A 25,463-nucleotide genomic window follows, 5' to 3' on the forward strand; every position below is an offset into this window, starting at 1 on the left:
TCAGGGGATTTGAAGGATGGATGCGGCGGAACAGGCGTATGAGGCGGCACGGGCCGAGATTGCGCGGGTGAAGGCAACTGTTGGGGATACGCTGTATTTCGACGCCGAAGACTATCGCGCCCTGACGACGCTCCCGCCAGAGATTGCAGAACTGACGGGGTTGGAGACCCTCGTCCTCCGCAACACCCAGATCACGGACCTCGCGCCCCTCGCTGGGTTGACAAGGTTGCAGACCCTCGTCCTCCGCAATACCCAGATCACCGACCTCGCGCCCCTCGCTGGTTTGACGGGGTTGAAGCGCCTCGACCTCTGCAACACCCAGATCACGGACCTCGCGCCCCTCGCTGGGTTGACGGGGTTGAAGCGCCTCAACCTCCACAGCACCCAGATCACGGACCTGCGCCCGATTGAAGCTTTGCACAAGCTGAGGACAGATATCCTCGGCCTTACTTTCCAAAACACGCCTGCCGCCGACCACGACGCCAAGCTAACAGAACTGGCCGAACTCGAAGACACCCAGGACCGCACTCGCCAAACCCTCGCCTACCTGCGCAGCCTGCCGCCTTGGCCGGACCCCTACACCCCCGCCGCCACCCCGGATGGCTCCCCGCCCAAGCCGATTGGGGGTGTGCCAGAGCGGAAGAAGATCAAGACTGCGCAAACGCAAATCCAGCATCTGATCCATAGCGCGACCGTCACACGTATCAGCGCGCAGAATTTCGCAACTCAAATAGAAGCCGCGCTGAAAGATATGCCAGCCTCGTATGGTAACAGGCTTGCCGAACCGTTCCAAACAATGCTCGATTTTGCAGAGGTTCTGCGCAACCTCGCGCCAGATAGCGAGCCACCATCGGACCCATTGGACCGCGCGCATCTGGAATTGCGGATCGCTCAGCTTGAAACATTGGTCGACCGCCTGACACGCCAGCTTGCGGATGAAACATTGGCACGCGAAGCGGCAGAGGCTTTGGCGAAAAAAGAAGGGTTCTGGTCAAAGTATAGGCAGAGCGCAGGATGGTTTTCTGGAGCCGCCACGGTTTCAATAGCCACTGTCGGTGTGCCAACCGCTGCGATCTATTTTCTTGGAGTGGAGCATCCTTTGGTTCAAGCGTTTCTAACCGCCATGGGACGCTTGCCCAAAAGCTGACACATCCGTAAACACTCATCACGCCCCAGCGCGACACCCCGCGAGCGCACGCCCCCCGGGACGCAGGCAAGGCCGCCCAGAGCGCATAGGCGGCGGTGCCAAATTTCGCTTGGGGGGTCGTCAGTGCTTGGGTTTAGGGGCTGGTTTCAGCAGCCGGGGTGCTGAATGGGGTCACGCCCTGATGCCGTAACTGGCGTTCGCGAAAGGGCGCGCAGCTATGGCGACAGCGAAAACCCATCAACGGTTTTGCTCTGTCTGACCGCCCCAGCTTGCGCCCAATCGCGCCGCAGCTTCTCATTCCGGCCCCGCGATCTGGCTGGGGATCACCCCATCCAGACCAGCTTCAGCGCGATGCCCCACATCACCAGCGCGATCAGCCCGTCCAGCACCCGCCACGCGCGCGGGCTGGCAAACAAGGGGCGCAGCAGGCGCGCGCCATATCCAAGGCTGAAAAAGAACAGGAACGACCCCATGACGGCCCCTGCCCCAAAGCTGAATTCCGCACCCGGAAACCGGGTCGAGATGGTGCCCAACAGCACCACCGTATCCAGATACACATGCGGGTTCAGCCATGTCAGCGCCAGACAGGTGGCCAGCACGCGGCCCAAGGGCGCAGCCTCTGCCCCGCCTGCGACCACCAGCGCTTCGGTTGACCGAAACGCACTGACCGCCGCGCGCCAGCCATACCAGCCCAGAAACGCCGCCCCCGCATAGCGCATGACCGGGTCCAGCCATGGCAGCACCAAAGCGATCCGCGCAAAGCTGGTCACACCCAGCACGATCAGAGCCGCGTCGGATATCGCGCAGGCCAGAACCACGGCCAGCACATGTTCGCCCCGCAGGCCTTGGCGCAAGACAAACGCGTTCTGCGCGCCGATGGCCAAGATCAGCCCAAGACCAACACCAAGGCCGGTCAGAAACACGGAAAGTGTAATCATTTCCGCGCTGCCAGAGTGTAATGCATTGACATGAAACCCCTTTGCCTCAGCTTTGGCTAAAGCATTCCCCGGTAAAGCGAAACCGCAAACATGAGCTTTGACAACATCGCCGTTCTGGACTGGTCGGCGGCCAGCACGCCCAAGCGCGGGCGCGATTCGATCTGGCTGGGTCTGGCCGGGCCAGAGGGGGTGCAGGCCGAAAACCTGCCCACGCGGGCGCTGGCCGCCGAACGGCTGGCCGCCCTGTTTAACGCCACATTGGCGCGCGGGGCGCGGCTGTTGCTGGCCTGCGATCTGTCTTTCGGCTTTCCGGCAGGTTTTGCGCCGGTCGTGGCCGGGCAACCCCATGCGCTTGCGGTCTGGGATTGGCTGGCGCGCCACATTCAGGATGACGCCAGCAACCGCCACAACCTGCGCGAGGTGGCGGCGCTGGCGAACGGGCATTTCCCCGGCAGCGGCCCATTCTGGGGCAATGGCGCGAAGCTGGAGGTGCCCGGCCTGCCCCGCCGCAAACCCGCCCTGCCCGACGGACTGGCAGAGTTTCGCCAGACCGAAGATCTGGCCCGCGCGCAGGGTCTGAACCCGAAATCGAGTTGGCAACTGGCCGGCGCGGGCGCGGTGGGCGCGCAGAACCTTGTTGGCCTGCCGGTTCTGGCGCGACTGCGCGCGCGGTTTGGTGCGGCGGTGGCGGTCTGGCCGTTTCAGGCACCCGACACCCCCATCGTGCTGGTCGAAACCTATACCGCGCTGGTGGATGGACCCGTGCGCCGCGCCGACCCGGCCTTGGTGCGCGATGCGGCGCAGGTCACGCTTCTGGCACAGGCTTTGCGCGGCATGGCGCGGGCGGGCCGGCTAAACGCCCTGTTTGCCCCGCCGCCGCCCAAGACCTTGCCGGAAGAAGGCTGGATCTTTGGGCTGGGGCATCAGGCCGCGTTGGCCGAATTTACAACCAACGGTCACGACCCGGTCACGCGCTCATACCAGTCGCGGATGTCCTGACGGGCATAGTCGTCCATCAGCACGGTGCTGCCCGGCGGCATGGCATGGCTGATCCCCGATTGCAGGTAGATGGTTTGGGCGGCGCGGGCGACCTGCGCTTCGGTTTCCAGCTTGACTGCTTTCGGCGCCCAGTGCAGGCCCGGCCAAAGCGGGTCCTCGGCATGGCACATGGAACAATGGCCCTGCACCGTCCAATACACATCTTCGAAAGCAGGATCTTCCATGAAGCGTGCAGCGCTGGGGGACAGGCTGGCGACCTCTTCTTGCGCATCTTTGGGCTGGCCCATGACCGACAGGATCACCACGCCCACGAACAACACCGCCGTCGCGCCCCATGTCCACCATTTATACCCCTGCCCCATATGCATGGAGTTGAAGAAATGCCGGATCGTGACCCCCATTAGAAACACAAGCCCTGCAATCAGCCAGTTATAGTCGGACGCAAAAGCCATAGGGTAATGGTTGGACAGCATCAGGAACAACACCGGCAGCGTCAGGTAGTTGTTATGGGTCGAACGTTGCTTGGCGATCTTGCCGTATTTGGCATCTGGCACCCGGCCCGCTTTCAGATCGGCCACAACGATCTTCTGGTTCGGGATAATGATGAAGAACACATTGCCCGACATGATGGTGGCGGTGAACGCGCCCAAATGCAAAAGCGCGGCGCGGCCGGTAAACATCTGCGTGTAGCCCCAAGCCATGATGACCAGCAGCACGAACAGGAACACCATCAGGCGGGTGTTGTCCTCGCCAAAGCGGGATTTGCAAAGCTGGTCATAGATCACCCAGCCAAACCCCAGCGACGCCATGGAAATGCCCACCGCCTGCCAGACCTGCAAATCCATCTTCTCTAGGTCGATCAGGTAAAATTCCGCGCCAACATAATAGACCAGCACCAGCAGCATGAAGCCGGAGATCCATGTCCAGTAGCTTTGCCATTTGTGCCAGATCAGGTGGTCGGGCAGCTTGTCGGGGGCGACCAGATATTTCTGGATATGATAAAAGCCGCCACCATGGACCTGCCATTCCTCTCCATGCGCACCCGGCGCAAGGCTGGGCGACTTGCGCAAGCCCAGATCCAGCGCAATGAAATAGAAGCTCGACCCGATCCATGCAATCGCGGTGATCACATGCAGCCAGCGCACGGCGAATTCAGCCCATGCACCGATCACGGCAAGTTCGAACATGGTGGCCCCTTTCCTGTTGGTCACTCGCCGCAGGCTATACCGGCGCGGCGTTTTCTGTTAATTCCATAAAACACCCAGCACTTTCAAATGCAGCCTGAAAATACCAATGGCCTATCTGAGCAATCTGCGCATGTTCGTGCGTGTCTATGAATTGGGCAGCATGTCGGCGGCGGCGCGCGACCAGCGCACATCGCCTGCGGTGGCATCCTCGCGCGTGGCGGAACTGGAAAAGCACCTTGGCGTGCGGCTGTTCAACCGAACCACGCGGTCGTTGCAGCCTACTTCGAATGGGCGGTTGTTTTATGACGGCGCGCAGCGCGTGCTAGATGCCGTGGCAGAGGCAGAAGCGTCGCTGACCCATGCCAGTTCGCAGCCGCGTGGCACGCTGTTCGTGGCAGCACCCTTGGGCCTTGGGCGGCGGCTAATTGCGCCGCATGTGCCCGCCTTCAAGGACGAACACCCCCAGATTGACCTGCGCCTGCGCCTGTCGGACCGCAAGGTGGATGTGACCGCAGAAGGGTTGGATCTGGCCTTTCACCTTGGCACGCTCGAAGATTCGGGGCTGAAAATGCGGGTGCTGGCCGAATGCCCGCGCGTGCTATGCGCCGCGCCCGATTACATCGCCCGCCGTGGCCTGCCCCGCGACGGCGCGGCGCTGGTCGCGGACGGGCATGATTGCCTGACCCTGCGCTTTCCCGGCGCGACAGAGTTTCAATGGGCGCTGCAAACGCCCGACGGGCCGCGCCGCTTCAAGATATCGGGGCCATTCGAATCCGATGACGGGGACGTGCTGACCGGTTGGGCGCTGGATGGGCGCGGGATTATCCTGAAACCCGTCTTCGAGGTCGCCGACCATCTGGCCAGCGGCGCGCTGGTGGAAGTGGCGAGCCAAACGCCGCCCCTGCCCGTGACCTTGGCGGCACTGACACCGCACCGCCGGTTGCGCGACCCCAAGGTGATGCTGTTTGCCGATTTCATCGCCACGCATATCCGCGCAGCTATGGCGGGCAATTAATCGGCCCCCAAAGCCGCGCGCCGCGCCAGCACGGCGACCAGATCGGTGCGCGACACCACGCCCACCACGCGGCCCGCATCTATGACCGGAACGGCGTGGACCTCTCCATCCGCCATCAGGGGCAACAGTGCGGCGAGGGGGGTCTCTGGGGCCGCGCCATCCGCCCCCATGCGCAGGATGTCCTGCGCGACCTCTGGCGTGGCGCCGCCCTGCCCCAGCAAGCGCGCCATGGCTGCGCCAAACCGCCCTTTCAGCGCCCCTGCATTGCGCGCCGCGCGCGCGATCAGGTCAATCTGGTGCAAGCTGCCCATGTAGCGCCCATCCGCCCCGACTACGGGAATGGTCGTAAAGCGGTGTTTCTGGAACAGCTCTGCCACCTTGCCCAAAGGTGTATCCGGCGCAACTGTCACCGGGTCGGGCGACATGATCTCGCGCGCGGTCAGCGGGCCAGCAAATTGCGCCGCCGCTTCCATCTGCGCGGCGCCGATCAGCCGGGCAAGATCCGCCGCGCCAAGGTTAGAGGATTGCCGATACCGCTCCAAGATCGCCGATAGCTGACCTTCCGACAGGCCCAGCCGGGCGCTGACGCCTTGCACATTGCCCGCCCGCCGGTCCGGTCCCTCATACTGGCGAAACGGATAGATCCGCCCAGTCAGCCGCGCATAGACTGCCGCCATCGCAACCAGCGACACAGCACCCAGCCCGATCGGGGTCAGCACGAACCAAAAACCCAGCGGGAAAACCTCTTCAGGGTGCAGCGCGGCGGCCATGGCCACCCCGCCCGCAGGCGGGTGCAAGGCGCGCAGCATTGCCATGGCAAAGGCCGCACCCGCCACGGCCAGCGCCACGCGCAAAGACGCATCCGGCACAAGGTAGCACATCGCCACGCCAATCAGCGCGCCCAGCATATTACCCACGATCACAGACCATGGCTGGGCCAGCGGACTGTTGGGAATGGCAAAGACCATCACCGCCGATGCCCCGAAAGGCGCAACCAGATAAAGGCCAAATTCCGTATCAATCTCTGGCGCAAGCAGGAACACCGCGATCAGCGCGATGGCCACAAGCGCGCCGAAACTGGCGCGCAGGGCCTCTAAGGGGGTAACGCGCGCCATCGCCGGGCCAAGGGATTTCCACATGTCGATCTGCCCCTGTCTGTGCCTTTGGCGCCTATCCCGCCAAACCCGCCACCTTGCGCCAATGCGCCATGCGGGCGGAAAACACGCCATCGAATTCGTGATCGGCAGCAAAGGCACGCGCATGGCCGCAGGCCCTAATCAAGGCGTCGCGGTCATGGTGCCAGCGCGCAACCACATCGGCCAGCGCGGCGACATTGCCCAACTGCGCCAGCGCGCCGCCGCCGCTGCGGGTCTGGACCCCGCGCCACATGGCATTGTCGAACCCGGCCACCGCCAAGCCGCAGCCCATTGCTTCCAGATAGGTGCAGGACGGGTCTGACTGGCGGTGGCAGGACAGGAACACATCGGCCCGACTGCGGTTGATCGGCACCAATTCGCGCGCGAAATCGACCGGAGCGTGCAGCCGCACGCGCCCGCCGAAACGGTCCAGCCCCGCCCGTATATCCCCTTCCAGACTGCCCGTGCCGTAAATATCCAGCGTGGCATCCACCCCGCGCGTGGCCAGCGCATCCATCACCGGCAGCAGGTCTTGCGCGCCTTTCATCGGCTCCAACCGGCCCGAATGGATCAGCCGCAAGGGCGCGCCCGAACGCAGCCTTTCGGCGCGGGCAGTCATCTCTGGCGCGGTGGCCAGCATCGCGGCGCTTAGGCGATTGTCCAGATAGAGATGCGCATCGCGCACCAGCCCGCGATAGGCGTCGTAGGCCGGGTAACCGTTGAACTGCACCGCATCTGCCACGCGCAAGGCCCGGCGCAGGCGGCGTTCCTGCTGCAAGGTCCATAGCGCAGAGCGTGCGCGCCGCAATGGGTTGCGCGTGCGGTCCATCCAGACAATGCGCAGCCGCGTGCCCAAGGTGTATTCCAGCACATAGACCAGCTTGGCCCCCAGCGCCTGCGCCAAGGCGGGGAAATCCAGCGCCTCGTGGTCATCCGCCGCTGCCGCCAAAAGCGCCACATCCCGCCCCAGATGCGGCGCGACCGCGGCCCTGCGCGGCACGATCGCCAGATCAAAGCCAAGCGACCCCGGCGGGCAATGCACGCCAAAAGGCAAAGGCAGACCCGCATCGCGCAACACCACAGAAACCGGCCCCGGCCATTCGGCCACATGCCGTTCCATGCCCTGCACGAATTTCGCGTCCAGCCACAGCCCATCGGCGCGTTGCTGCGCCGGAGCGCTGGAATATATGACCAATCTGCCTGTCATGCCTGTTCCCGCCTGTGCGCAAGCTATGCGCAAGCGGGCAAGGCCGGTCAAGCGCCTTAGCTGCCGCGATAGGTGGAAAACCCGAAGGGCGACAGCAACAGGGGCACATGGTAATGGCTGTCCGGGTCACTCATGCCGAAGCGGATCGGCACCTCGTCCAGAAACAGCGGGTCCGCCCCGGCCTGCCCGGTGGCGCGCAGATATGCGCCAGCCGCGAAAACCAGTTCATAGCGGCCCGGACCGAAACGGTCCTGCGGCAAGATCGGGCTGTCCGTGCGCCCGTCGGCATTGGTGGTCATGCGCGCCAATTCATGGCGCTCTGCCCCGTCCAGCCGATAGAGCACAACCTCCAGCCCCGCTGCGGGCAGCCCGCGCGCGGTGTCCAGAACATGGGTGGTCAGAAATCCGGCCATTATGCCCTCCAGTTGGGGTGATTTCCCGCATCTAGGCGCAAACACGCGCGAAATACCAGCCTGCGGGCTTGCGCGGCGCGCGCAGGTCTTTCAAGAAATTCCAGAAAGCGGAAATGATTATTCCGTATTAACACATAATCATCAGATCGGAGGCTCTCTTGCAACGATACCCACGCAACCTGACAGGTTATGGTGCCACCCCGCCCAAGGCCGCTTGGCCGAACGGGGCGAAAATTGCCGTCTCGCTGGTGCTGAACTATGAAGAGGGCGGCGAAAATTGCCTGCTGCATGGCGATGCCGCGTCCGAAGCCTTCTTGTCCGACATTCCGGGTGCCGCGCCCTGGCCGGGCCAGCGCCATTGGAACATGGAATCGATCTATGATTACGGCGCGCGCGCCGGGTTCTGGCGGCTGCACCGGCTGTTCACGGGCCGGGGCCTGCCCGTGACCATCTTTGGTGTGGCCAGCGCGCTGGCGCGCAGCCCCGAACAGGTCGCGGCCATGCAATCCGCCGGGTGGGAGATTGCCAGCCATGGGCTGAAATGGGTCGAACACCGCGACATGCCAGAGGAGGAAGAACGCGCCGCGATTGCAGAGGCCATCCGCCTGCATACCGAAGTGACAGGCGCAGCCCCGCGCGGCTGGTATACCGGGCGCTGTTCGGTCAACACCGTGCGGCTGGTGGCTGAAACTGGAGCGTTCGACTGGATTTCTGACACCTATGACGATGACCTGCCGCATTGGATGGAATTCGGCCCCCGCGACCAGTTGATCCTGCCCTACACGCTGGAAGCCAATGACATGCGCTTTGCGACCGCGCCCGGCTGGGTCACGGGGCGCGATTTCGAGGATTACCTGAAAGACGCCTTCGACACGCTTTATGACGAAGGGCACGCGGGCGCGCCCAAGCTGCTGTCCATCGGGCTGCATTGCCGCCTTGTCGGGCGTCCGGGCAAGATCGCGGGGCTGATGCGGTTTCTGGACCACTCCATGGCGCATGAGGGCGTCTGGTTCGCCACGCGCGGGCAGATCGCGGCGCATTGGGCCGCGCAGCACCCGCATAAGCGCATCGAGCGCCCCTCTGCCATGGACCGCGACACCTTCATCGCCAAATTCGGCGGCATCTATGAACATTCGCCTTGGGTGGCCGAAGCCGCCCATGCGCTTGAACTTGGCCCCGCGCATGACAGCGCCACGGGGCTGGCCAATGCCATGGCGCGCGCGTTCCGGTCGGGCAGTGCGGAGGCGCGGATGCAGGTCTTGCGCGCGCACCCGGACCTTGCGGGCAAACTGGCCGCCGCCAAGCGGCTGACTGCTGAGTCGACGGCAGAGCAATCCAGCGCGGGCCTCGATGCCCTGACCGACGAAGAACGCGCCACCTTCCAGCGGCTGAACGCGGCCTATGTCGAAAAACACGGCTTCCCCTTCATCATCGCGGTGCGCGACAACACCAAGGACAGCATTCTAGCCGCGTTCCACAGCCGCATCGACAATGACAGCGCGACCGAATTCGCCACCGCCTGCGCGCAGGTCGAACGGATTGCCGCGCTGCGGCTGGCGGAACTGCTGCCATGATCGCGCCATCGTGCCCAGACAAGACAGGGCAGCGCGGCGGGGGCCGGACATGACGCAGGTCTTGATTGCCCACCCCCTAAACGCCGCCGCCTTTGCCCCCTATGGCGATGTGCTGGACGCCACCGGCGCGCCCGACAAGCTGATAAACCAAGGGCTGTGCGCGCGCTTTCATGACCGCGCAACGCTCGATTTCGGGGCAGATGGCCGCGCGGGGATTTCCATGTTCAACGCCGAACCCTGCGCCTTGCCCTTTGCGCTGGCAATGGTCGAACGCCACCCGGACGGGTCGCAAGCCTTCATCCCGCTGCACCAGAATCCGTTTTTGGTTGTCGTGGCGCCGGATGAAAACGGCACCCCGGGCAGGCCGCAAGCCTTCATCACCACCGGCGCGCAGGCCATCAACCTGCACCGCAACATCTGGCACGGGGTTTTGACACCCCTAGCCGCGCCGGGGCTATTCGCGGTTATCGACCGCATCGGCCCCCCCCCGAACCTAGAGGAGCACTGGTTCACCACCCCGTGGGAGGTGCGCACCGCCTGACCACAGCCCTACCCGACCGGCACACCCGCCTTGGCGGCAGGATCGGTCATGTCTTTGGAGGAGGACAGACAATGGCAGACAACACCCTTGGCACGCCCGAACAGCTACGCGATGTGGATTACATGCCCCCCATACACAAGGCGATCCCGCTGGGCGTGCAGCATGTGCTGGCAATGTTCGTGTCGAACGTCACCCCCGCGATCATCGTGGCGGGGGCTGCGGGCTTCGGCTTTGGGTCGAACTCGCCCGAGTTTCCAAACCTGATCTACATGATCCAGATGTCGATGTTCATGGCGGGCGTGGCAACACTGTTCCAGACCATCACTTTCGGCCCCGTAGGCGCGCGTATGCCCATTGTGCAAGGCACATCTTTCGCCTTCATCCCCATCATGATCCCGTTGGTTGCGGGCAAAGGGGTGGATGCGATGGCGGCCGTCATGGGCGGCATCCTTGTGGGCGGGCTGTTTCATGCCGCGCTGGGATTGGTGATCGGGCGCATTCGCTTTGCGCTGCCGCCCTTGGTCACGGGGTTGGTCGTGACCATGATCGGTTTGGCACTGGTGCAGGTGGGCGTGCAATATGCCGCCGGCGGCGTGCCCGCCATGGGAACAGAAGCCTTCGGCAACCTGCAAAGCTGGACAGTGGCGTTGGTGGTGATCTTTGTCACGCTGGGGCTGAAATTCTTCACACGCGGCATGTTGGCCATTTCGGCGGTGCTGCTGGGCTTGTTGGCGGGCTACGCGCTGGCCTTCGCGCTTGGCATGGTCAGCTTTGACAGTGTTGGCCGCGCAGCCGCCTTCGCGCTGCCCAACCCTTTCCATTTCGGGATGGAATTCAGCACCGCCGCGATCATTGGCTTTTGCGCCATGGCATTTGTGTCGGCGGTCGAAACCGTGGGCGATGTGTCGGGCATTGCCAAGGGCGGCGCGGGGCGTGAGGCGACCGACCGCGAAATCGCGGGTGCCACCTATGCCGATGGTCTGGGCACCGCCGTATCGGGCCTGTTCGGCGCGCTGCCCAATACCAGCTTCAGCCAGAATGTGGGCCTGATTGCCATGACCGGCGTCATGTCGCGCCATGTCGTGACCTTTGGCGCGGTGCTGCTGGTGGTTGCGGGGCTGTTTCCGAAGGTGGGCGCGGTCATTTCCACCGTCCCCATCGAAGTGCTGGGCGGCGGCGTGATCGTGATGTTCGGCATGGTCGTGGCCGCCGGGATCTCCATGCTGTCGGACGTGCATTGGAACCGCCGCAACATGGTGATCTTCGCCATCGCACTGTCGCTGGGGCTGGGGCTGCAACTGGAACCGTCGGCGCTGCAACACCTGCCCGACACGCCGCGCGTGCTGCTGACATCCGGCATCCTGCCCGCGGCCTTCATCGCCATTCTGCTAAACCTGATCCTGCCGCAGGAACTGGCTGGGGAAGCGACCGAAGAAGTCTCTGGCGGGCTGCATGGCAGTGGCGCGGGGCTGCACCCCGCCGACCGCAAAGGCTAAGCCGACCGCACCGGGCGCGCGGGGGTTTTTGCCCGCCGCCCCTTGACGGTTGCGGGCACAGGTCTCTTATAAGGGGCAGCGAAACCATAACGAAAGACGAGGAACACCATGGCTTTTGAGCTTCCCGACCTTCCCTACGCCCATGACGCGCTGGCCGATCTGGGTATGAGCGCCGAGACGCTGGAATTCCACCATGACATCCACCACAAGGCCTATGTCGACAATGGCAACAAGCTGATCGCCGGGACCGAGTGGGAAGGCAAATCGCTGGAAGATATCATCACCGGCACCTACCAGTCGGGCGCGGTGGCGCAGTCGGGCATCTTCAACAATGCCAGCCAGCACTGGAACCACGTCCAGTTCTGGGAGATGATGGGCCCGGGCACCGGCGGCATGCCGGGAGAGCTGGAAAAAGCGCTGGTTGAAAGCTTCGGCTCTGTCGACAAGTTCAAAGAAGATTTCGCCGCTGCGGGCGCGGGCCAGTTCGGCTCTGGCTGGTGCTGGCTGGTCAAAGACAAGGATGGCTCGCTGCGCGTGACCAAGACCGAAAACGGCGTGAACCCGCTGTGCTTTGGTCAGACTGCCCTGCTGGGCTGCGACGTGTGGGAGCACAGCTACTACATCGACTTCCGCAACAAGCGCCCGGCGTACCTGTCGAACTTCCTTGAAAAGCTGGTGAACTGGGAAAACGTCGCATCGCGGATGTGACCCAACACAATCGCACAGCAAAAGGGCGCCCCAACTGGGCGCCCTTTTTCATGATCTGACCCCATCATGTGGCAGGACAAGGGCACCGCCTGCCGCACCAGAGCTTGGCCATGCTGCCCCGTTTGCCCCCAACCCTTGCATCCCATGCAACGCGGCTTTGCATCCCTGTGGCTTGTGCTGCGCCGCAGCATGGCCCATCTCTGGGGCAAGTTGCCGCAAACACCGAAAGGAGCCTGACATGACCGCGCTTCTCGAAACCCTGCAGACCCGCCTGAAGCAACGCGCCGCCTATGCCCGCACCAAGGCGGAACTGGAAGCCATGCCGCTCGACGTGGCAATCGACCTTGATATCTACAAACCCGACGCCGCCAAGATCGCGGCGCAGGCCGTTTACGGGCGCTGATCCAGCTTCGCTAGCAGCGATGCCCTGATCGCGGGGGGCACGAATTTCGTGACATCCCCGCCCAGCCGGGCAATTTCCTTGACCAGTTTCGATGCAATCGCCTGATGGCGGGCCTCTGCCATCAGGAACACCGTTTCCACGCTGTCATCCATCGCGCGGTTCATGCCGACCATCTGGAATTCATATTCGAAATCCGTGACCGCGCGCAGACCGCGAATGATGATCGTCGCGCCCACGTCATGGGCGCAGTCAATCAGCAGGTTCTCGAACGGATGGGCCACAATCTCGACCCCGGTGCGGCGCGACAGCTCCGACACCTCGGCCTCGATCATCCTCACGCGTTCTTCCAGACTGAACAACGGTCCCTTGTCGCGGTTGATCGCCACGCCAATCACCAGACGGTCCACCAATTGTGCCGCGCGCGTTATGATATCGACATGACCCAGCGTCAGCGGGTCAAAGGTTCCGGGGTATAATCCGATGCGCATTCTGTCCCTCGCGTTTTGGCACACGCAACAATATTGCGCGGCAAAACGCAACCCTTGGCGTCAATAGCCCGCGATCATGCCGGTCAGCGCGTCTTTCTCCAGTTGCAGTTCCGACAAACGGCCCGCAACCACGTCCCCGATCGAAATCAGCGCGATCATGCGGCCATCCTCCATCACCGGCAAATGGCGAAAGCGTTTCGCGGTCATGGTCTGCAACACCACATCGGCGTCATCCTCTGGCGCACAGCCGAACACATCGCGCGTCATGACGGAATCGACCTTGTCGGCCATGCAAGCGGCGCCGCGCTTGCCCAATTCACGCACGATATCGCGCTCGGACAAGATTCCCGCCACCGTCACACCGTCATCCGAGATGACCACCGCCCCGATCCGCTTTTCCGATAAAAGCTGCGCGGCCTGTTCCAGCGACGCGCCGCGCGGCAAGGTGACCACCCCGCCGCTTCCGGCTTTGTTGCGCACGATCTGACTGACAAGCATGGGCATTCCTCCTTCGCTGGCGGGCCGCAACATGTGCGACACCGTGCCACAGCATCCGCCAGCAGGCCCATCGCTGTCAAGCGTAGCGATCACGTCGCAGCGCGGATCGCCGTCTCGAACTCGGAACACAGCATCCCAATATCTTCCACCCCGACCGACACCCGGAAGAACCCTTCCGAGATACCAAGCGCCGCGCGCCCCTCGGGCCCCAGCGCCCGGTGCGAAGAACTGGCCGGATGCGACAGTGTTGTGCCGATATCCCCCAAGGTGGGCGCAAAGGCGATGTTTGGCGCGGCCTGCGTCAGCCGGTTGGCCGCCGCGCGCCCGCCGCCAATCTCGAAACTAACCATATGGCCGCCGCGCGCGCCCAGCAGCGCCACGGCCCGGTTATGGTCGGGGTGGTCAGGGCGCGTGGGGTATAGCACACGGCTTACCCCCGGCAGGCCCGCGATATGATCGGCCAAGGCTGCCGCATTCGCCTCGGCCCGGTCATAGCGCAGCTCGAATGAATAGAGCCCCCGCTCGGCCAGCCAGCAATCGAAGGGGCTGGGGGTAAAGCCCACGGTCACGGCGAAATCGTAAATCGCTTTGCGATGGCTCGCGTCGCGGGCGGCAACATAGCCCAAGGTCGCGTCCGAATGCCCGGCCAGCATCTTCGTGACCGAATGCACGACAATATCCGCGCCATGGTCAAACGGGCGGTAGCCGCGCGGCGTGGTAAAGGTATTGTCCACCACCACCAGCACGCCCCGCGCCTGCGCCCCGTCGATAATCGCCGCCAAATCCGCCACGCGCAGCGTGGGGTTCGACACCACCTCTAGCAGGATCAGCTTCGTTTCAGGCCGGAGCGCTGCCAGAAAGGCCGCCGCATCGGTCGGATCGGCCAGCGATGTCGCCACGCCCAGACGCGGCAGATCCTCGCGCATAAGCCGCAAGGACCGCCCGTAGAGCTGGTCGCCCCCCAGCACATGATCGCCCGCGCGCGTCAGCCCCATCAGCACCGCCGCGACCGCCGCCATGCCGGACCCCAGCACGACCCCCCCTGTCGCCCCTTCCATCTGGTCAATCTTGCGGGCCAACACATCGGCATTGGGGTGCCCCTCGCGCGCATAGGTATACCCCTGCGCGCGGCCCTCGTATTGGGCATCCAGCGTGTCGGGGTCGGGAGAGGCATACACCACCGAAGGCTGGATCGGTGTTCCCACAGCCCGCGATACGCTTTCAGGCCAACCCATCCGCCGCACCAGGCTCTCATGCTCACTCATCACCATCTCCCTTGTTTCATCCTTGCCTAAATATCCTGGGGGAGTTGCGCGGCACGCGCAACGGGGGCAAAGCCCCCGCGCGTTTCACGCGCCGCCGCGCGGCCCCCTCGATGGGGGGCGTGCGGCGCCCCCTTTACCGATCAGGCGCCCCAACCAGCCGCGCGTGTTCCTGAATGGCAAAACGGTCGGTCATCCCCGACACATAATCCGCCACGATCCGCGCCAGCGCCGTCTCATCGGCGGCCTGCGCCACATCCAGCCGCCATTCCGCCGGCAACAGGTCGGGCCGCGCCATGAACAAAGGGAACAACTCCTCGACCATGGCGGTCACCTTGGCGCGCATTTCGACCACGCTGGGCGCACGATACATGCGGGTGAACAGGAACTGCCGGATCACCTTCAATTCGCGGAACAGGCGGTCGGAAAACCGGATAATCGTCAGCCCCAGATCGCGGATATCCTGCGCCGAGCGCAGATCCGCCGGTCCCAGCCGCGTGCCTGCCACCAGCAGCACATCCTCGACCATCACCCCGAACACGCGGCGCAGCGCCTCATGGCGGCGGCGCATCACCTCCAGCCCCGGATAAAGCCGGTCAACCTCGGCAAAGGCCGGGCCGGTGATCGGCAGGTCCATCAGGTCAGCTTCGGTAAACAGGCCCGACCGCAAACCATCGTGCAAATCATGGTGGTTATAGGCGATGTCATCGGCAATGGCGGCGACCTGTGCTTCGGCGCTGGCATAGCCCGACAATTCCAGATCGAAGGCTGCATTGCATTCGGCCAGCGCATAGGGCAGCACCCCGTCTTTCAGCGGCGCGCCTGCGGCATCCGTCACCGGGCCGTTATGCTTGGCGATCCCTTCCAGCGTTTCCCATGTCAGGTTCAGCCCGTCGAAATCGGCGTAATGGCGTTCCAGTTTGGTCACGATGCGCAGGGCTTGAGCGTTGTGGTCAAAGCCGCCATAGGGGGCCATCAATGCGCAGAGCGCGTCCTCGCCCGTATGGCCAAAGGGCGGGTGGCCCAGATCATGCGCCAGCGCAATGGCTTCGGCCAGATCGGTGTTCAGCCCCAAGGCGGAGGCCAGCGTGCGCGCGACCTGTGCCACTTCTATCGAATGGGTCAGGCGGGTGCGGTAATAGTCGCCCTCATGTTCGATGAACACTTGTGTCTTGTGCTTCAGCCGCCGGAACGCGCTGGAATGGATAATCCGGTCGCGGTCGCGTTGAAAGGGCGAGCGGAAGGTGCTCATCGCTTCCGCGTGCGCGCGGCCCCGCGACTGGTCGGGCTGGGTGGCATAGGGTTTGAGCATGATTTCTCCGTCCGGCTTGCCCCGCGCGCTCTGCACGCTTATATCAGAGTGGAGTTATCGGGAATATGACAGGAAAAGGCGCTTTCAATGTCCTTCGCCATCCCCCCCCGCGTCAGTGACCGGGCCTTTGCCCGCTTGGCCGAGATTGCCGAAGACGCGGGCGAGGTCAAGGCCCTGCGCGTTGCCGTCGATGGCGGCGGCTGTTCGGGCTTTCAGTATGACATCCGCTTCGATGACCCGGCAGAGGATGATCTTGTGCTGGAAAAGGGCGGCTACAAGGTGCTGGTCGACCCTGTGTCGCTGCCCTTTCTGGAAAACGCCGTGATCGACTTTTCCGAAGACCTGATCGGCGCGCGTTTCGTGATCGACAACCCGAATGCCTCTTCCAGTTGCGGTTGTGGCATCAGTTTCTCGATGTAACGCGCACGTCATGGGCAAAAGCTGTATAGCGGGTTGAAATTTCTCCAAAGCTCCGTGATCCTGCGGGCAATAGGGAGAGATACATGAAACCCGAAGCGATTACCTCCAGCTACAAACGCTGGGCCCCGATTTATGACGCAACTTTTGGCAAGATCACCCATGCCGGGCGCCATCACGCCACCAAGGTCGCCAACCAGATCGGCGGCGATGTGCTGGAAGTGGGCGTGGGCACAGGGCTGGCCCTGCCGTTCTATGCGCCCGGTGTGACCGTCACGGGAATAGATTTTTCCGAGGATATGCTGCAACGCGCCCGCGCCAAAGTTGCCGAAGAGAACCTGACCCATGTGCGCGAATTGCGCCAGATGGACGCACGCAAACTAGAGTTTCCGGATAACAGCTTCGACACCGTGGTGGCGATGCACCTGATTTCGGTCGTGCCGGACCCCGAACAGGTCATGTTGGAAATGGCGCGCGTGTGCAAACCCGGCGGGCAAATTCTGGTGGTCAACCATTTCGCCCGCGATGAAGGCTGGCTTGCGTGGTTCGAACGCAAATTCGCGCCCTTTGCCGATTATCTGGGCTGGCATTCCAACTTCCCCAAGGACCGCGTTCTTGGGGTGGATGCGCTTAGCCTTGTCGAGGAAAAGCACCTGACCAAGCTGGGCCTGTTTACCTTCCTGCGCATGGAAAAAGCCGCCTGAGGTAGAAAAAACCGGGCCAGAGCGGCCCGGTTTTCTGGTGTTACTTATAGGCTTTAATCTCGCCCGATTTCAGCCGGTCCATGTAGCTTTTCAGCTCTCGCTTGACGATCGGCATCAGCAGATACAGCCCGATCACGTTGACCACGCCCATGGCGAACAGCGCCGCATCCGAGAAGTTCAGCACCGACCCAAGGCTGGAAACGGCCCCAACAAAGACGAAGAAGCAGAAAATGACCTTGAAGATCATTTCCTTGCTCTTGCCTTCGCCAAACAGGTAGGTCCAGCCCTTCATGCCATAGTAAGACCATGTAATCATCGTCGAAAACGCAAACAGGAACACCGCGACGGACAAGGCGTAAGGCGCCCAAGAAAACGCCGCCCCAAAGGCCGCAGAGGTCAGCGGCACGCCCGCTTCGACATTGCCCACGGTGGCAATGCCGCCCGCGTCATTCAGAATGTAGCGCCCGGTTTCAGCGTCGATCATCAACTGTTGCGTGATGACAATGACCAGCGCGGTCATGGTGCAGACGATCACGGTGTCGATGAACGGCTCCAGCAGCGACACGAAGCCCTCGGTAATCGGTTCCTTGGTCCGCACGGCCGAATGGGCAATCGCCGAAGACCCGATCCCGGCCTCGTTCGAAAATGCTGCGCGGCGGAAGCCTTGAATGATCGCGCCAATGATCCCGCCGACAATGCCGGTATCGGTAAACGCACCTCGGAAGATTTCGCCAAAGGCCCAGAGGATCATATCTGCATTGGCAAACAAGATCAGCAGCCCGACCAGCACGTAGCCCACGCCCATGAAGGGCACGACCTTTTCCGTGACCCGCGCGATGGATTTGATGCCGCCGATAATCACGACGAACACGATGCCCGCCAGCACCAGCCCCGTCACCCAGGCGGGCACGCCCAGCACGCTTTGCACCTGGCTTGCGGCTTGGTTGGCCTGAAACATGTTGCCGCCCCCCAATGCGCCCAACACGCAGAAGATGGAAAACAACACCGCCATGAACTTGCCCAAGGGCAAGCCGCGCTCGCGGAACCCTTTTTCAAGGTAATACATCGGGCCACCCGACACGGTGCCATCAGGGTATTCGTTGCGGTATTTCACGCCCAAGGTGCATTCGGTGAACTTGGTCGCCATCCCCAGAATGCCCGCAAGGATCATCCAGAACGTGGCCCCGGCCCCGCCAATGCTGACGGCCACGGCCACACCGGCAATGTTGCCAAGCCCAACGGTGCCCGAAAGCGCGGTGGCCAGCGCTTGGAAATGGCTGACCTCGCCCGCGTCTTTCGGGTCGGAATACTTGCCGCGCACAAGCGCCAAGGCATGGCCAAAGGCCCGAAACTGGATAAAGCCGAAATAGAGCGAGAAGACCACCGCACCGATCACCAGCCAGCCCACGATCCATGGAACATTTGTGCCCGGCAGGTTTGCGAAGATCAGGGCCACGAACCACCCGGTAGAGGCAGAGAAGACACCGTCAATCGTCTCTCCGATATTGGCCTGTGCGCGGCCTGCGGCCAGAAGTGCCAACAAAGTGGCAAAAGTTAACTTTTTCATGTGCTTGCCTCCGGGCATTATGGGACGATGGTGCAAGGCACCGGCGCAGCCTGAGCCAGCGTGCCAGCCACAGAGCCGAACAACCGCGCGGTCAGCCCCGACTGGCCCATCCGCCCGACCACGATCTGCGTGGCGTTGAACTCCTTGGCAATCTCGCACAGGGTTTCGGTTACATGGCCGTAGCGCACCACGCTCTGCGCGTCCAAACCTTGATCCGCCAGGATTTTCTGCATCGGCCCCAGCACGATCGTTTCCGCGCGCGCCACTTCCTGCTTGCGCCGGGCATGGCGTTCTTCCAGTTCTTCTTTTGTCAAAAAGGAATAGGGCGACCATTCCAGCACATGCGCCAGCACCACTTTGGCGCCAGAAGCTTTGGCCCGTTCCGCAGTATAGCGCAGCGCCCGGTGGCTGGCGCTGCTGCCATCCACCGCGACAAGATATATTTCTGTCATAACACTCTCCTGTTGTCTGACCCAATCCGTCAGTGACGGCGGAATAACAAATATGTGACACACAATTTTCCGAAAATTCCCCGCATGACCGGCACCCCTGCGGAAAAAACCGACACGGAATGCCCAAAAGCGACGAATCTTGCGCGCACCCCGTGTATACGTCCCCGGCCTTAGCCGCGCCCGATTGCCGCAGCCCGCGGCGTGATGGGTGCGGCCAAGGGCTTGCCCCAAAGGCGGCGCTTGACTACACATTCCCGGCAACAACAAGAGCCAACCGCCATGACCGACACGACTGCCGAGCGCGATGCGCGGGCCAAATCGAAGAACCTATCGGCCCTACGCGGTCTTTGGCCCTTCATCAGACCGTATCGCAAACTGCTGATCGTGGCGATTGTGGCGCTGGTTTCGACCGCCGCGATCACGCTGGCGCTGCCCTTGGCCGTGCGCCGCGTGGTTGACGGGTTCGAAGCGCGCGAAATGGCCATGCTGAACCAGTATTTCGGCGCGGCCTTGGGGCTGGCGGGGCTGTTAGCACTTGGCACGGGGTTGCGGTATTATTTCGTGACCCGCTTGGGTGAACGCATTGTGGCCGATATCCGCAAGGCGCTCTTTGCCCGCGTGATCGACCGCTCGCCCGCCTTTTACGAACGCATCATGACGGGCGAGGTGCTGTCGCGCCTGACCACCGACACCACGCTGATCCAGTCGGTCATCGGCTCTTCCGTGTCCATCGCGCTGCGCAATGCGCTGATGCTGATCGGCGGGCTGGCGCTGCTGGCCCTGACCAGTGCCAAGCTGACCGGCTTCGTGCTGCTGATGGTGCCGGTCATCATCGTGCCGATCGTGGTCATGGGGCGCAAGCTGCGCAAGCTGTCGCGCGAGAACCAAGATTGGATCGCCGCCAGTTCCGGCAATGCATCCGAAGCACTTAGCGCCGTGCAAACCGTGCAGGCCAACACCGCAGAGGCCGCCAGCCGCGCCGAATTCGACCGCGTGACAGAGATCAGCTTTGACGTGGCGCGCAAGCGCATCTTCACCCGCGCAGCGCTGACGGTCGTGGTCATTTTCCTTGTCTTTGCGGGCATTCTGGGCACGCTTTGGGTGGGCGCGCGCGATGTGTCGGCAGGCATCATGACGCCGGGCGAATTGGCGCAATTCGTCATCTACGCCGTGATCGTCGCGGGGTCCGTGGGCGCTTTGTCCGAAATCTGGTCCGAATTGCAGCGCGCGGCGGGCGCGACCGAACGGCTGGTGGAACTTCTGACCGCCATCGACACGGTGCTGGACCCTGACGCCCCAAAGGCCCTGCCCCGCCCCGCGCGGGGGGCCGTGCGGCTTCAGGACGTGACCTTCAACTACCCCACACGGCCCGACATGCGCGCGCTGAACGGTGTCACGCTTGATGTGCAACCGGGCGAAACCGTGGCGCTTGTCGGCCCGTCGGGCGCGGGCAAGACGACCATCCTGCAACTGCTGATGCGGTTTTATGACCCGGCAGCAGGCAAGGTCATGATCGACGGGATGGACCTGCGCGACATGGCGCGCACCGATTTCCGGCAAGTCATGGCGCTGGTGCCGCAAGACCCGATGATCTTTGCCACCTCTGCCTTGGAAAACATCCGTTTCGGGCGGCCCGGTGCCACCGATGCAGAGGTGAAGGACGCAGCAACCGCCGCTGCCGCCGATGAGTTCATCGAAAAGCTGCCCAAGGGCTACATGACCGAATTGGGCGAGCGCGGGGTGATGCTGTCGGGCGGGCAACGCCAACGCATCGCCATCGCCCGCGCTATCCTGCGCGACGCGCCTATTTTGCTTTTGGACGAGGCAACCTCGGCGCTGGATGCCGAGTCAGAGGCTTTGGTGCAAAAGGCGGTCGACAAGCTGTCGCAAGGCCGCACGACGCTGGTGATCGCTCACCGGCTGGCAACCGTGAAGCAAGCCGACCGGATCGTGGTATTCGAGGAAGGCCGCATCGTCGCGCAGGGGCGGCATGACGAATTGGTGGCCGAGGGCGGGCTATACGCGCGACTGGCGCGGTTGCAGTTCACGGCGGATCGGGCGGCGTGATGGATCACGAGAATTCGGTCACGAGTTAGTACTTGTGACTTGCCAAATCGGCTCGCCAAAGACTACACCCAAACTATGATTGACACTGATCTCGTAGGTATTGGGCTTTATACTGCCTCTGAAGCACAGCGCTTGCTTGGTGTTCCAACCACCAAAATCAAGCGTTGGCTTCATGGCTACGAGCGGAATGGTATATGCTATGAGGCACTCTGGACGCCTCAAGTGGACTTGCAGGATAATCGTGTATATTTAAGCTTCTACGACTTGATGGAAGTTCGCGCTGCCAATCAGTTCATACTTGCCGGAGTATCCCCACAAACAGTGAGGAGAGCGATTGTTCTTGCAAGAGATCTGGTCGACAATGAGCGACCGTTGTCAACAACCAGATTCAGGACTGATGGTCGAACAATTTTCTTAGAGATTGCGCAAGGCGAAGAAGACAAAAAACTTCTCGACTTGTTCAAAAGACAGTACGCGTTTTCAAAGATCATGGAACGCAGTCTTAAAGATGTAGAATTTGAAGGCATTTCGCCCAAGCGATGGTGGGTCCAATCCCAGAATGCTGGTATCGTTATTGATCCAAGCGTTTCTTTTGGGCAGCCAATCGAACACGAGACAGGAATTCCAACTTCTGTTCTCGCGAATGCGGTCACTGCCGAAGGAAGCATTTCAAAAGCGGCAAAAGCTTGGATGGTTGATAAAAAGCATATTCAAAGGGCAGTCAATTTTGAAAATTCATTCCATGGTATGGCGGCTTGAAAGTCTACTTTGATAATTGCACATCCCCAGTTATGGCGAGCACTTTGGGTGGCTATTTGTTGCGAACTCCCCATGAGGTTTACCATGCGCGCGATCTCGGTTTACACAAGAAACCAGACGTTGAGTGGATCGAACATCTTTCTGCAACGGGTGAAGACTGGCTAATCATTTCTGGTGATGGTCGCATAAGAAAAAACCCTGCCGAACGGACAGCATACCGCCGTGCAAAATTGAAAGGAGTATTGCTAGCTCCTGCCTATCAAAAGACCCCAATGGGGAAATGTTGCGGAAATATCGTAGCAAGATGGGACGATGTACTTGATTTCACTTCGAAGATAGCCGCTCCATACTTGGTCGAACTTTCAATCAATCAGTCATCAAAGATCAAGATTCTTCCGCTTTGAACTAGAGATTATAAAATCAAGCTTAACAACGATCTCGTGAATTCTATTCCAAGCTCACTCAAACTTCGCCCTGATCCGCCGCACCATCCCCCAGACCCCCAGCACCACCACGGGCGCCAGCACCGCCATGGCGACGGGTTTCGACACGCCCGCAGGTTCCGCCAAGGGCATGACCAGATAGGCCACCAAATTCACCGCATAATAGCTGATGGCGACCACCGACAGCCCCTCGACCGTGTGTTGCAGGCGCAGTTGCAGGTCGGCGCGTTTGTCCATGCTGGCCAGCAATTCCTGATTCTGGGCAGAGCGTTCCACATCCACCCGCGTCGATAGCAACTGCCCCGCCCGCATGGCGCGTTCGGCCATTTTCGCCAAGCGCCCTTCGGCGGATTTCACCGTGCGCATGGCCGGGTCGAAGCGGCGCATCATGAATTCATGCAGGGTCTGGCGGCCATTGAACCGCGCCTCGCGCAGCACGTCGATGCGTTGATGCACCAACGCCTCATAGGCGCCCGTCGCGCCAAACCGGAACGACGATTCGACGACCATATTCTCCAACTCGGACGAAATGCGCAGAAGCGCTTCCAGCGTCTCCTCGGACCGAGACGCGCCGTCATTCATGGCCCGCGTCAGCCGTGTCAGCTCATCATCCAGCGCGCCCATCTGCGGCGACATGGCGCGCGCGCGCAGCAGCCCCAGCATGGAGATGGTCTTGTAGGTCTCAATCTCGCACATGCGCTGGACAATGCGGCCCACGCGCCGCCCGCCGGTGCCGGGTTTGACGAACATCGCCATGCGGATATGGCCCGCCGCATCTATTCGGAAGTCGCTGGCGATCACTGCCACCCCGTCCAGCACGCTCGATGCCGCAAGGCTTTCGGGCACGAACCACTCCAGCATCTTTTCGATCATGCTGGCGGTGTCATCCGGCATCACCTCTATGCGCATGATGATAGAAGTCAGCCGATTGCCCGGCGCAGCCCCCAGCCAGTCGGCCGGGTAGACATCGAAACTGGAGGGGTCAAAGGGCCGGTCGGTCAGGCCCTGCTCAAACGTGGTATAGGTCACGAACTCTGTATGGCTTTCCCACTTCATGTGGTAGCGGCCCATATCGGTCGAGAAATGCGTGGCATCGGGGGCCGGGTGCGCCGCGCCGTGCCGGTCCAGAAGCGCCAACAAATGCGCGCGGTCATCGCTGCGCGAGCGTTTGGCGGCAAAGCGCGGCGGCTTGATGGCCAAAAAGGTCGCCGTCGCCGGTGCCGTGATCTTGGCCGCCGGGCGTGCGTGCAACTCGTTGACCATGGCGTAGCGGTCGGGATGGTCCTGAATGGGCGGCATGGGGCTGACCTTGGTTGGCATGTCGGACTGCCCTTAAAGCATATTCTGCGCCGCCGCAAAGAAAAGCCTGCGCGCGGTGTCCCGGCGCATACTTGCAAGCGGGCAACACCGGTCAAGCCCAAGATCGACGGGCGTTCAGCTTTCTTTAGCCATTTTTCCAGCTATCCTCTTTGGCCCCTAAGATTGCGCCAAGAAAACTCGTTTATTTAAGTATACAAAAAGGGGTTCGACATGACAGCCGAAGGTTTTCAACCGGCGCGATTGCCGGCGAATGAAACCAACAGGCTACAAAGTGTAAAACGCTCTGGCCTGATCGGCACGGACAACAAAGCGCGCTTTGACCTGTATACCAAATTATTTCGGCATATTGGTCAGGTGCCGGTATCCTATACCGGCCTGATCGACGAGGCGCGCCAGTATTTCTTGTCAGAGAACTTCCAAGGCTGCCTGACCGGTGCAACCGAAGTCCCCCGGCAGGAAACGATTTGCCAACACGCGTTGGCGACGACCAAACCCTTCATCGTTAACGATATGCGGGTGCACCCCACGTTCAAGGATCATCCGCTTGTGCATGATACGCCGCCTTGGGTCTTTTGGGCGGGTTTCCCCTTGGTCACGCCAGAGGGATATGTTCTTGGCACGGTCTGCTTGGTCGATTTCACACCGCGCACGCTGGACGCGGCACAGGTAGAGCTTTTGACCGGGGTTGCCGCCGATATGACCCTAACCATTCAGCTTCAGACCGATCATCAAGAAACCAGGGCCAAGAACTGCGAGCACCTAATGGCATCCTTGCAGGATCAAGGCGTGACCACGCTTGCGACCGCGCGGGCCTTTCTAAACCTATGTATGGGACTGCCGGTTCGCCACGATAGCCGCGAGGCGCTTTTGTCCTTGGGTCTGGCCATGTTGCAAGACGGCGCTCTGTGCCTAAGCGACAAGGGCAATTCTGTGAAAACCGGCCAAGGTTTGGGGCCATCACAATACAAGCAACGCGCGGCACCCATCCATAACGAAGCCTTGCTGTCGTCAATGCTTGATATGATGACAATCGAAGAAGACTGACATGTATTCGAAGGTCTATACACTGAAATTCCCGTCTCTCGAAGCTGCAAAGATCGGGGTCGGCCATCTGTCACAAGAACTCGGCGGAAGTATTGCAGACTCGAATATCGTCAGTCTCAGTATTCTTTTGCACAAGGATGGAAACGTAACGCTTTTGGCACGCTTTGACACCTTGCAGGACATGCAGGAATTCGAACGCCTGCAAAAGACGATTCTACAAACGCTCGAATCTGTTTTCAACCTACGAGAAATCGTGCAGCGCAGCGCCGTGGCTGTCTTCGTCTTTGATCGCGAAGCGACATCGATCACATAACCATTCGGCTAGCATAATAAGCAAACGTAAAAGCCCCGGCACAAGGCCGGGGC

The 25,463-nt window shown here is 61.8% G+C and carries 27 protein-coding genes; 15 read left to right on the plus strand and 12 right to left on the minus strand.

Translation table 11 applies throughout. From position 1 onward, the window contains the following. Nucleotides 1-16 precede the first annotated feature (16 nt). Entirely contained in the window at nucleotides 17-1,147 is a 1,131-nt protein-coding gene (locus AWT76_RS09030; protein WP_072246059.1) for a leucine-rich repeat domain-containing protein, read from the plus strand. A gap of 323 nt (nucleotides 1,148-1,470) precedes the next feature. Here AWT76_RS09030 and AWT76_RS09035 read toward each other — a convergent pair whose 3' ends face one another. Beyond that, complete coding sequence (locus AWT76_RS09035; RefSeq protein ID WP_072246060.1) at nucleotides 1,471-2,085, minus strand: LysE/ArgO family amino acid transporter; 615 nt, start codon at nucleotides 2,083-2,085, stop codon at nucleotides 1,471-1,473. A 90-nt stretch (nucleotides 2,086-2,175) separates the two neighbouring features. On the opposite strand from AWT76_RS09035, the gene AWT76_RS09040 reads away from it, so the two are divergent. After that, nucleotides 2,176-3,084, plus strand: coding sequence for a hypothetical protein (locus AWT76_RS09040; protein WP_072246061.1), 909 nt, complete (start codon nucleotides 2,176-2,178; stop codon nucleotides 3,082-3,084). Here AWT76_RS09040 and AWT76_RS09045 read toward each other — a convergent pair. Next, on the minus strand, nucleotides 3,042-4,271 hold the full coding sequence (locus AWT76_RS09045; protein ID WP_072246062.1) for a urate hydroxylase PuuD: 1,230 nt from the start codon (nucleotides 4,269-4,271) through the stop codon (nucleotides 3,042-3,044). The genes AWT76_RS09040 and AWT76_RS09045 overlap by 43 nt on opposite strands. Nucleotides 4,272-4,377: 106 nt before the next feature. Here AWT76_RS09045 and AWT76_RS09050 point away from each other — a divergent pair, with 106 nt between their 5' ends. Continuing rightward, on the plus strand, nucleotides 4,378-5,286 hold the full coding sequence (locus tag AWT76_RS09050) for a LysR family transcriptional regulator (RefSeq protein ID WP_072246063.1): 909 nt from the start codon (nucleotides 4,378-4,380) through the stop codon (nucleotides 5,284-5,286). Here AWT76_RS09050 and AWT76_RS09055 read toward each other — a convergent pair. The 3 genes from AWT76_RS09055 to uraH are packed head-to-tail and all read right to left on the minus strand — an operon-like array spanning nucleotide 5,283 to nucleotide 8,042. Beyond that, complete coding sequence (locus AWT76_RS09055; protein ID WP_072246064.1) at nucleotides 5,283-6,425, minus strand: HPP family protein; 1,143 nt, start codon at nucleotides 6,423-6,425, stop codon at nucleotides 5,283-5,285. The two genes, AWT76_RS09050 and AWT76_RS09055, sit on opposite strands and share 4 nt — an antisense overlap. Before the next feature lie 31 nt (nucleotides 6,426-6,456). Then, nucleotides 6,457-7,629: a glycosyltransferase gene (locus AWT76_RS09060; RefSeq protein ID WP_072246065.1), complete on the minus strand. Its 1,173-nt coding sequence runs from the start codon at nucleotides 7,627-7,629 to the stop codon at nucleotides 6,457-6,459. Between the two features lie 56 nt (nucleotides 7,630-7,685). Further along, a complete protein-coding gene (uraH, locus tag AWT76_RS09065) occupies nucleotides 7,686-8,042 on the minus strand; it encodes a hydroxyisourate hydrolase (protein ID WP_072246066.1) in 357 nt (118 codons plus the stop codon). Between the two features lie 158 nt (nucleotides 8,043-8,200). On the opposite strand from uraH, the gene puuE reads away from it, so the two are divergent. The 5 genes from puuE to AWT76_RS16975 all read left to right on the plus strand — a co-directional run bounded on the left by puuE (nucleotide 8,201) and on the right by AWT76_RS16975 (nucleotide 12,764). Next, complete coding sequence (gene puuE / locus AWT76_RS09070) at nucleotides 8,201-9,616, plus strand: allantoinase PuuE (RefSeq protein WP_072246067.1); 1,416 nt, start codon at nucleotides 8,201-8,203, stop codon at nucleotides 9,614-9,616. Nucleotides 9,617-9,665: 49 nt separating this feature from the next. Continuing rightward, the gene (locus AWT76_RS09075; protein WP_072246068.1) at nucleotides 9,666-10,157 is read left to right on the plus strand and encodes an ureidoglycolate lyase; all 492 of its coding nucleotides are present in this window, start codon (nucleotides 9,666-9,668) and stop codon (nucleotides 10,155-10,157) included. A gap of 71 nt (nucleotides 10,158-10,228) precedes the next feature. After that, nucleotides 10,229-11,653, plus strand: coding sequence for a uracil-xanthine permease family protein (locus AWT76_RS09080; RefSeq protein WP_072246069.1), 1,425 nt, complete (start codon nucleotides 10,229-10,231; stop codon nucleotides 11,651-11,653). Between the two features lie 108 nt (nucleotides 11,654-11,761). Beyond that, complete coding sequence (locus AWT76_RS09085; protein ID WP_072246070.1) at nucleotides 11,762-12,361, plus strand: superoxide dismutase; 600 nt, start codon at nucleotides 11,762-11,764, stop codon at nucleotides 12,359-12,361. Nucleotides 12,362-12,599: 238 nt separating this feature from the next. Next, nucleotides 12,600-12,764, plus strand: a complete 165-nt coding sequence (locus tag AWT76_RS16975) for a hypothetical protein (protein ID WP_176699374.1) — start codon at nucleotides 12,600-12,602, stop codon at nucleotides 12,762-12,764. On the opposite strand, the gene coaD is transcribed toward AWT76_RS16975, so the two are convergent. From coaD to AWT76_RS09105, 4 genes are all read right to left on the minus strand, one after another. After that, the gene (coaD, locus tag AWT76_RS09090; protein ID WP_072246071.1) at nucleotides 12,752-13,252 is read right to left on the minus strand and encodes a pantetheine-phosphate adenylyltransferase; all 501 of its coding nucleotides are present in this window, start codon (nucleotides 13,250-13,252) and stop codon (nucleotides 12,752-12,754) included. The two genes, AWT76_RS16975 and coaD, sit on opposite strands and share 13 nt — an antisense overlap. 60 nt (nucleotides 13,253-13,312) lie before the next feature. Continuing rightward, nucleotides 13,313-13,750: a CBS domain-containing protein gene (locus AWT76_RS09095; protein ID WP_072246072.1), complete on the minus strand. Its 438-nt coding sequence runs from the start codon at nucleotides 13,748-13,750 to the stop codon at nucleotides 13,313-13,315. 89 nt (nucleotides 13,751-13,839) lie between these two features. Further along, entirely contained in the window at nucleotides 13,840-15,015 is a 1,176-nt protein-coding gene (locus AWT76_RS09100) for a trans-sulfuration enzyme family protein (RefSeq protein WP_072247609.1), read from the minus strand. A gap of 133 nt (nucleotides 15,016-15,148) precedes the next feature. Next, nucleotides 15,149-16,324, minus strand: a complete 1,176-nt coding sequence (locus tag AWT76_RS09105) for a deoxyguanosinetriphosphate triphosphohydrolase (protein ID WP_072246073.1) — start codon at nucleotides 16,322-16,324, stop codon at nucleotides 15,149-15,151. An 87-nt stretch (nucleotides 16,325-16,411) separates the two neighbouring features. Here AWT76_RS09105 and AWT76_RS09110 point away from each other — a divergent pair, with 87 nt between their 5' ends. Together AWT76_RS09110 and AWT76_RS09115 are read left to right on the plus strand one after the other, a co-directional pair. After that, complete coding sequence (locus AWT76_RS09110; RefSeq protein ID WP_072246074.1) at nucleotides 16,412-16,744, plus strand: HesB/IscA family protein; 333 nt, start codon at nucleotides 16,412-16,414, stop codon at nucleotides 16,742-16,744. 83 nt (nucleotides 16,745-16,827) lie between these two features. Continuing rightward, complete coding sequence (locus AWT76_RS09115; protein WP_072246075.1) at nucleotides 16,828-17,445, plus strand: class I SAM-dependent methyltransferase; 618 nt, start codon at nucleotides 16,828-16,830, stop codon at nucleotides 17,443-17,445. A gap of 40 nt (nucleotides 17,446-17,485) precedes the next feature. Here the strand turns inward: AWT76_RS09115 and AWT76_RS09120 are convergent, their stop codons facing one another. Together AWT76_RS09120 and AWT76_RS09125 are read right to left on the minus strand one after the other, a co-directional pair. Continuing rightward, complete coding sequence (locus AWT76_RS09120) at nucleotides 17,486-19,012, minus strand: alanine/glycine:cation symporter family protein (protein ID WP_072246076.1); 1,527 nt, start codon at nucleotides 19,010-19,012, stop codon at nucleotides 17,486-17,488. Between the two features lie 17 nt (nucleotides 19,013-19,029). Next, the gene (locus AWT76_RS09125) at nucleotides 19,030-19,464 is read right to left on the minus strand and encodes a universal stress protein (RefSeq protein ID WP_072246077.1); all 435 of its coding nucleotides are present in this window, start codon (nucleotides 19,462-19,464) and stop codon (nucleotides 19,030-19,032) included. A 279-nt stretch (nucleotides 19,465-19,743) separates the two neighbouring features. Here AWT76_RS09125 and AWT76_RS09130 point away from each other — a divergent pair, with 279 nt between their 5' ends. From AWT76_RS09130 to AWT76_RS16740, 3 genes are all read left to right on the plus strand, one after another. Further along, complete coding sequence (locus AWT76_RS09130) at nucleotides 19,744-21,531, plus strand: ABC transporter transmembrane domain-containing protein (RefSeq protein WP_072246078.1); 1,788 nt, start codon at nucleotides 19,744-19,746, stop codon at nucleotides 21,529-21,531. Between the two features lie 75 nt (nucleotides 21,532-21,606). Further along, a complete protein-coding gene (locus tag AWT76_RS09135) occupies nucleotides 21,607-22,290 on the plus strand; it encodes a hypothetical protein (protein WP_072246079.1) in 684 nt (227 codons plus the stop codon). Further along, nucleotides 22,287-22,694, plus strand: a complete 408-nt coding sequence (locus tag AWT76_RS16740; protein ID WP_072246080.1) for a PIN-like domain-containing protein — start codon at nucleotides 22,287-22,289, stop codon at nucleotides 22,692-22,694. Before AWT76_RS09135 ends, AWT76_RS16740 begins: the two co-directional genes overlap by 4 nt. Nucleotides 22,695-22,748: 54 nt before the next feature. Here the strand turns inward: AWT76_RS16740 and AWT76_RS09145 are convergent, their stop codons facing one another. Then, nucleotides 22,749-24,032, minus strand: coding sequence for a DUF3422 family protein (locus AWT76_RS09145; protein ID WP_072247610.1), 1,284 nt, complete (start codon nucleotides 24,030-24,032; stop codon nucleotides 22,749-22,751). A gap of 231 nt (nucleotides 24,033-24,263) precedes the next feature. Between AWT76_RS09145 and AWT76_RS09150 the strand changes: the two genes are divergently transcribed. Together AWT76_RS09150 and AWT76_RS09155 are read left to right on the plus strand one after the other, a co-directional pair. Continuing rightward, the gene (locus AWT76_RS09150) at nucleotides 24,264-25,097 is read left to right on the plus strand and encodes a GAF domain-containing protein (protein WP_072246081.1); all 834 of its coding nucleotides are present in this window, start codon (nucleotides 24,264-24,266) and stop codon (nucleotides 25,095-25,097) included. A 1-nt stretch (nucleotide 25,098) separates the two neighbouring features. Beyond that, complete coding sequence (locus tag AWT76_RS09155) at nucleotides 25,099-25,410, plus strand: hypothetical protein (protein WP_072246082.1); 312 nt, start codon at nucleotides 25,099-25,101, stop codon at nucleotides 25,408-25,410. Nucleotides 25,411-25,463: the final 53 nt, after the last annotated feature.

This window comes from Roseibaca calidilacus (genome assembly GCF_001517585.1).
In the GTDB taxonomy this organism is placed as follows: domain Bacteria; phylum Pseudomonadota; class Alphaproteobacteria; order Rhodobacterales; family Rhodobacteraceae; genus Roseinatronobacter; species Roseinatronobacter calidilacus.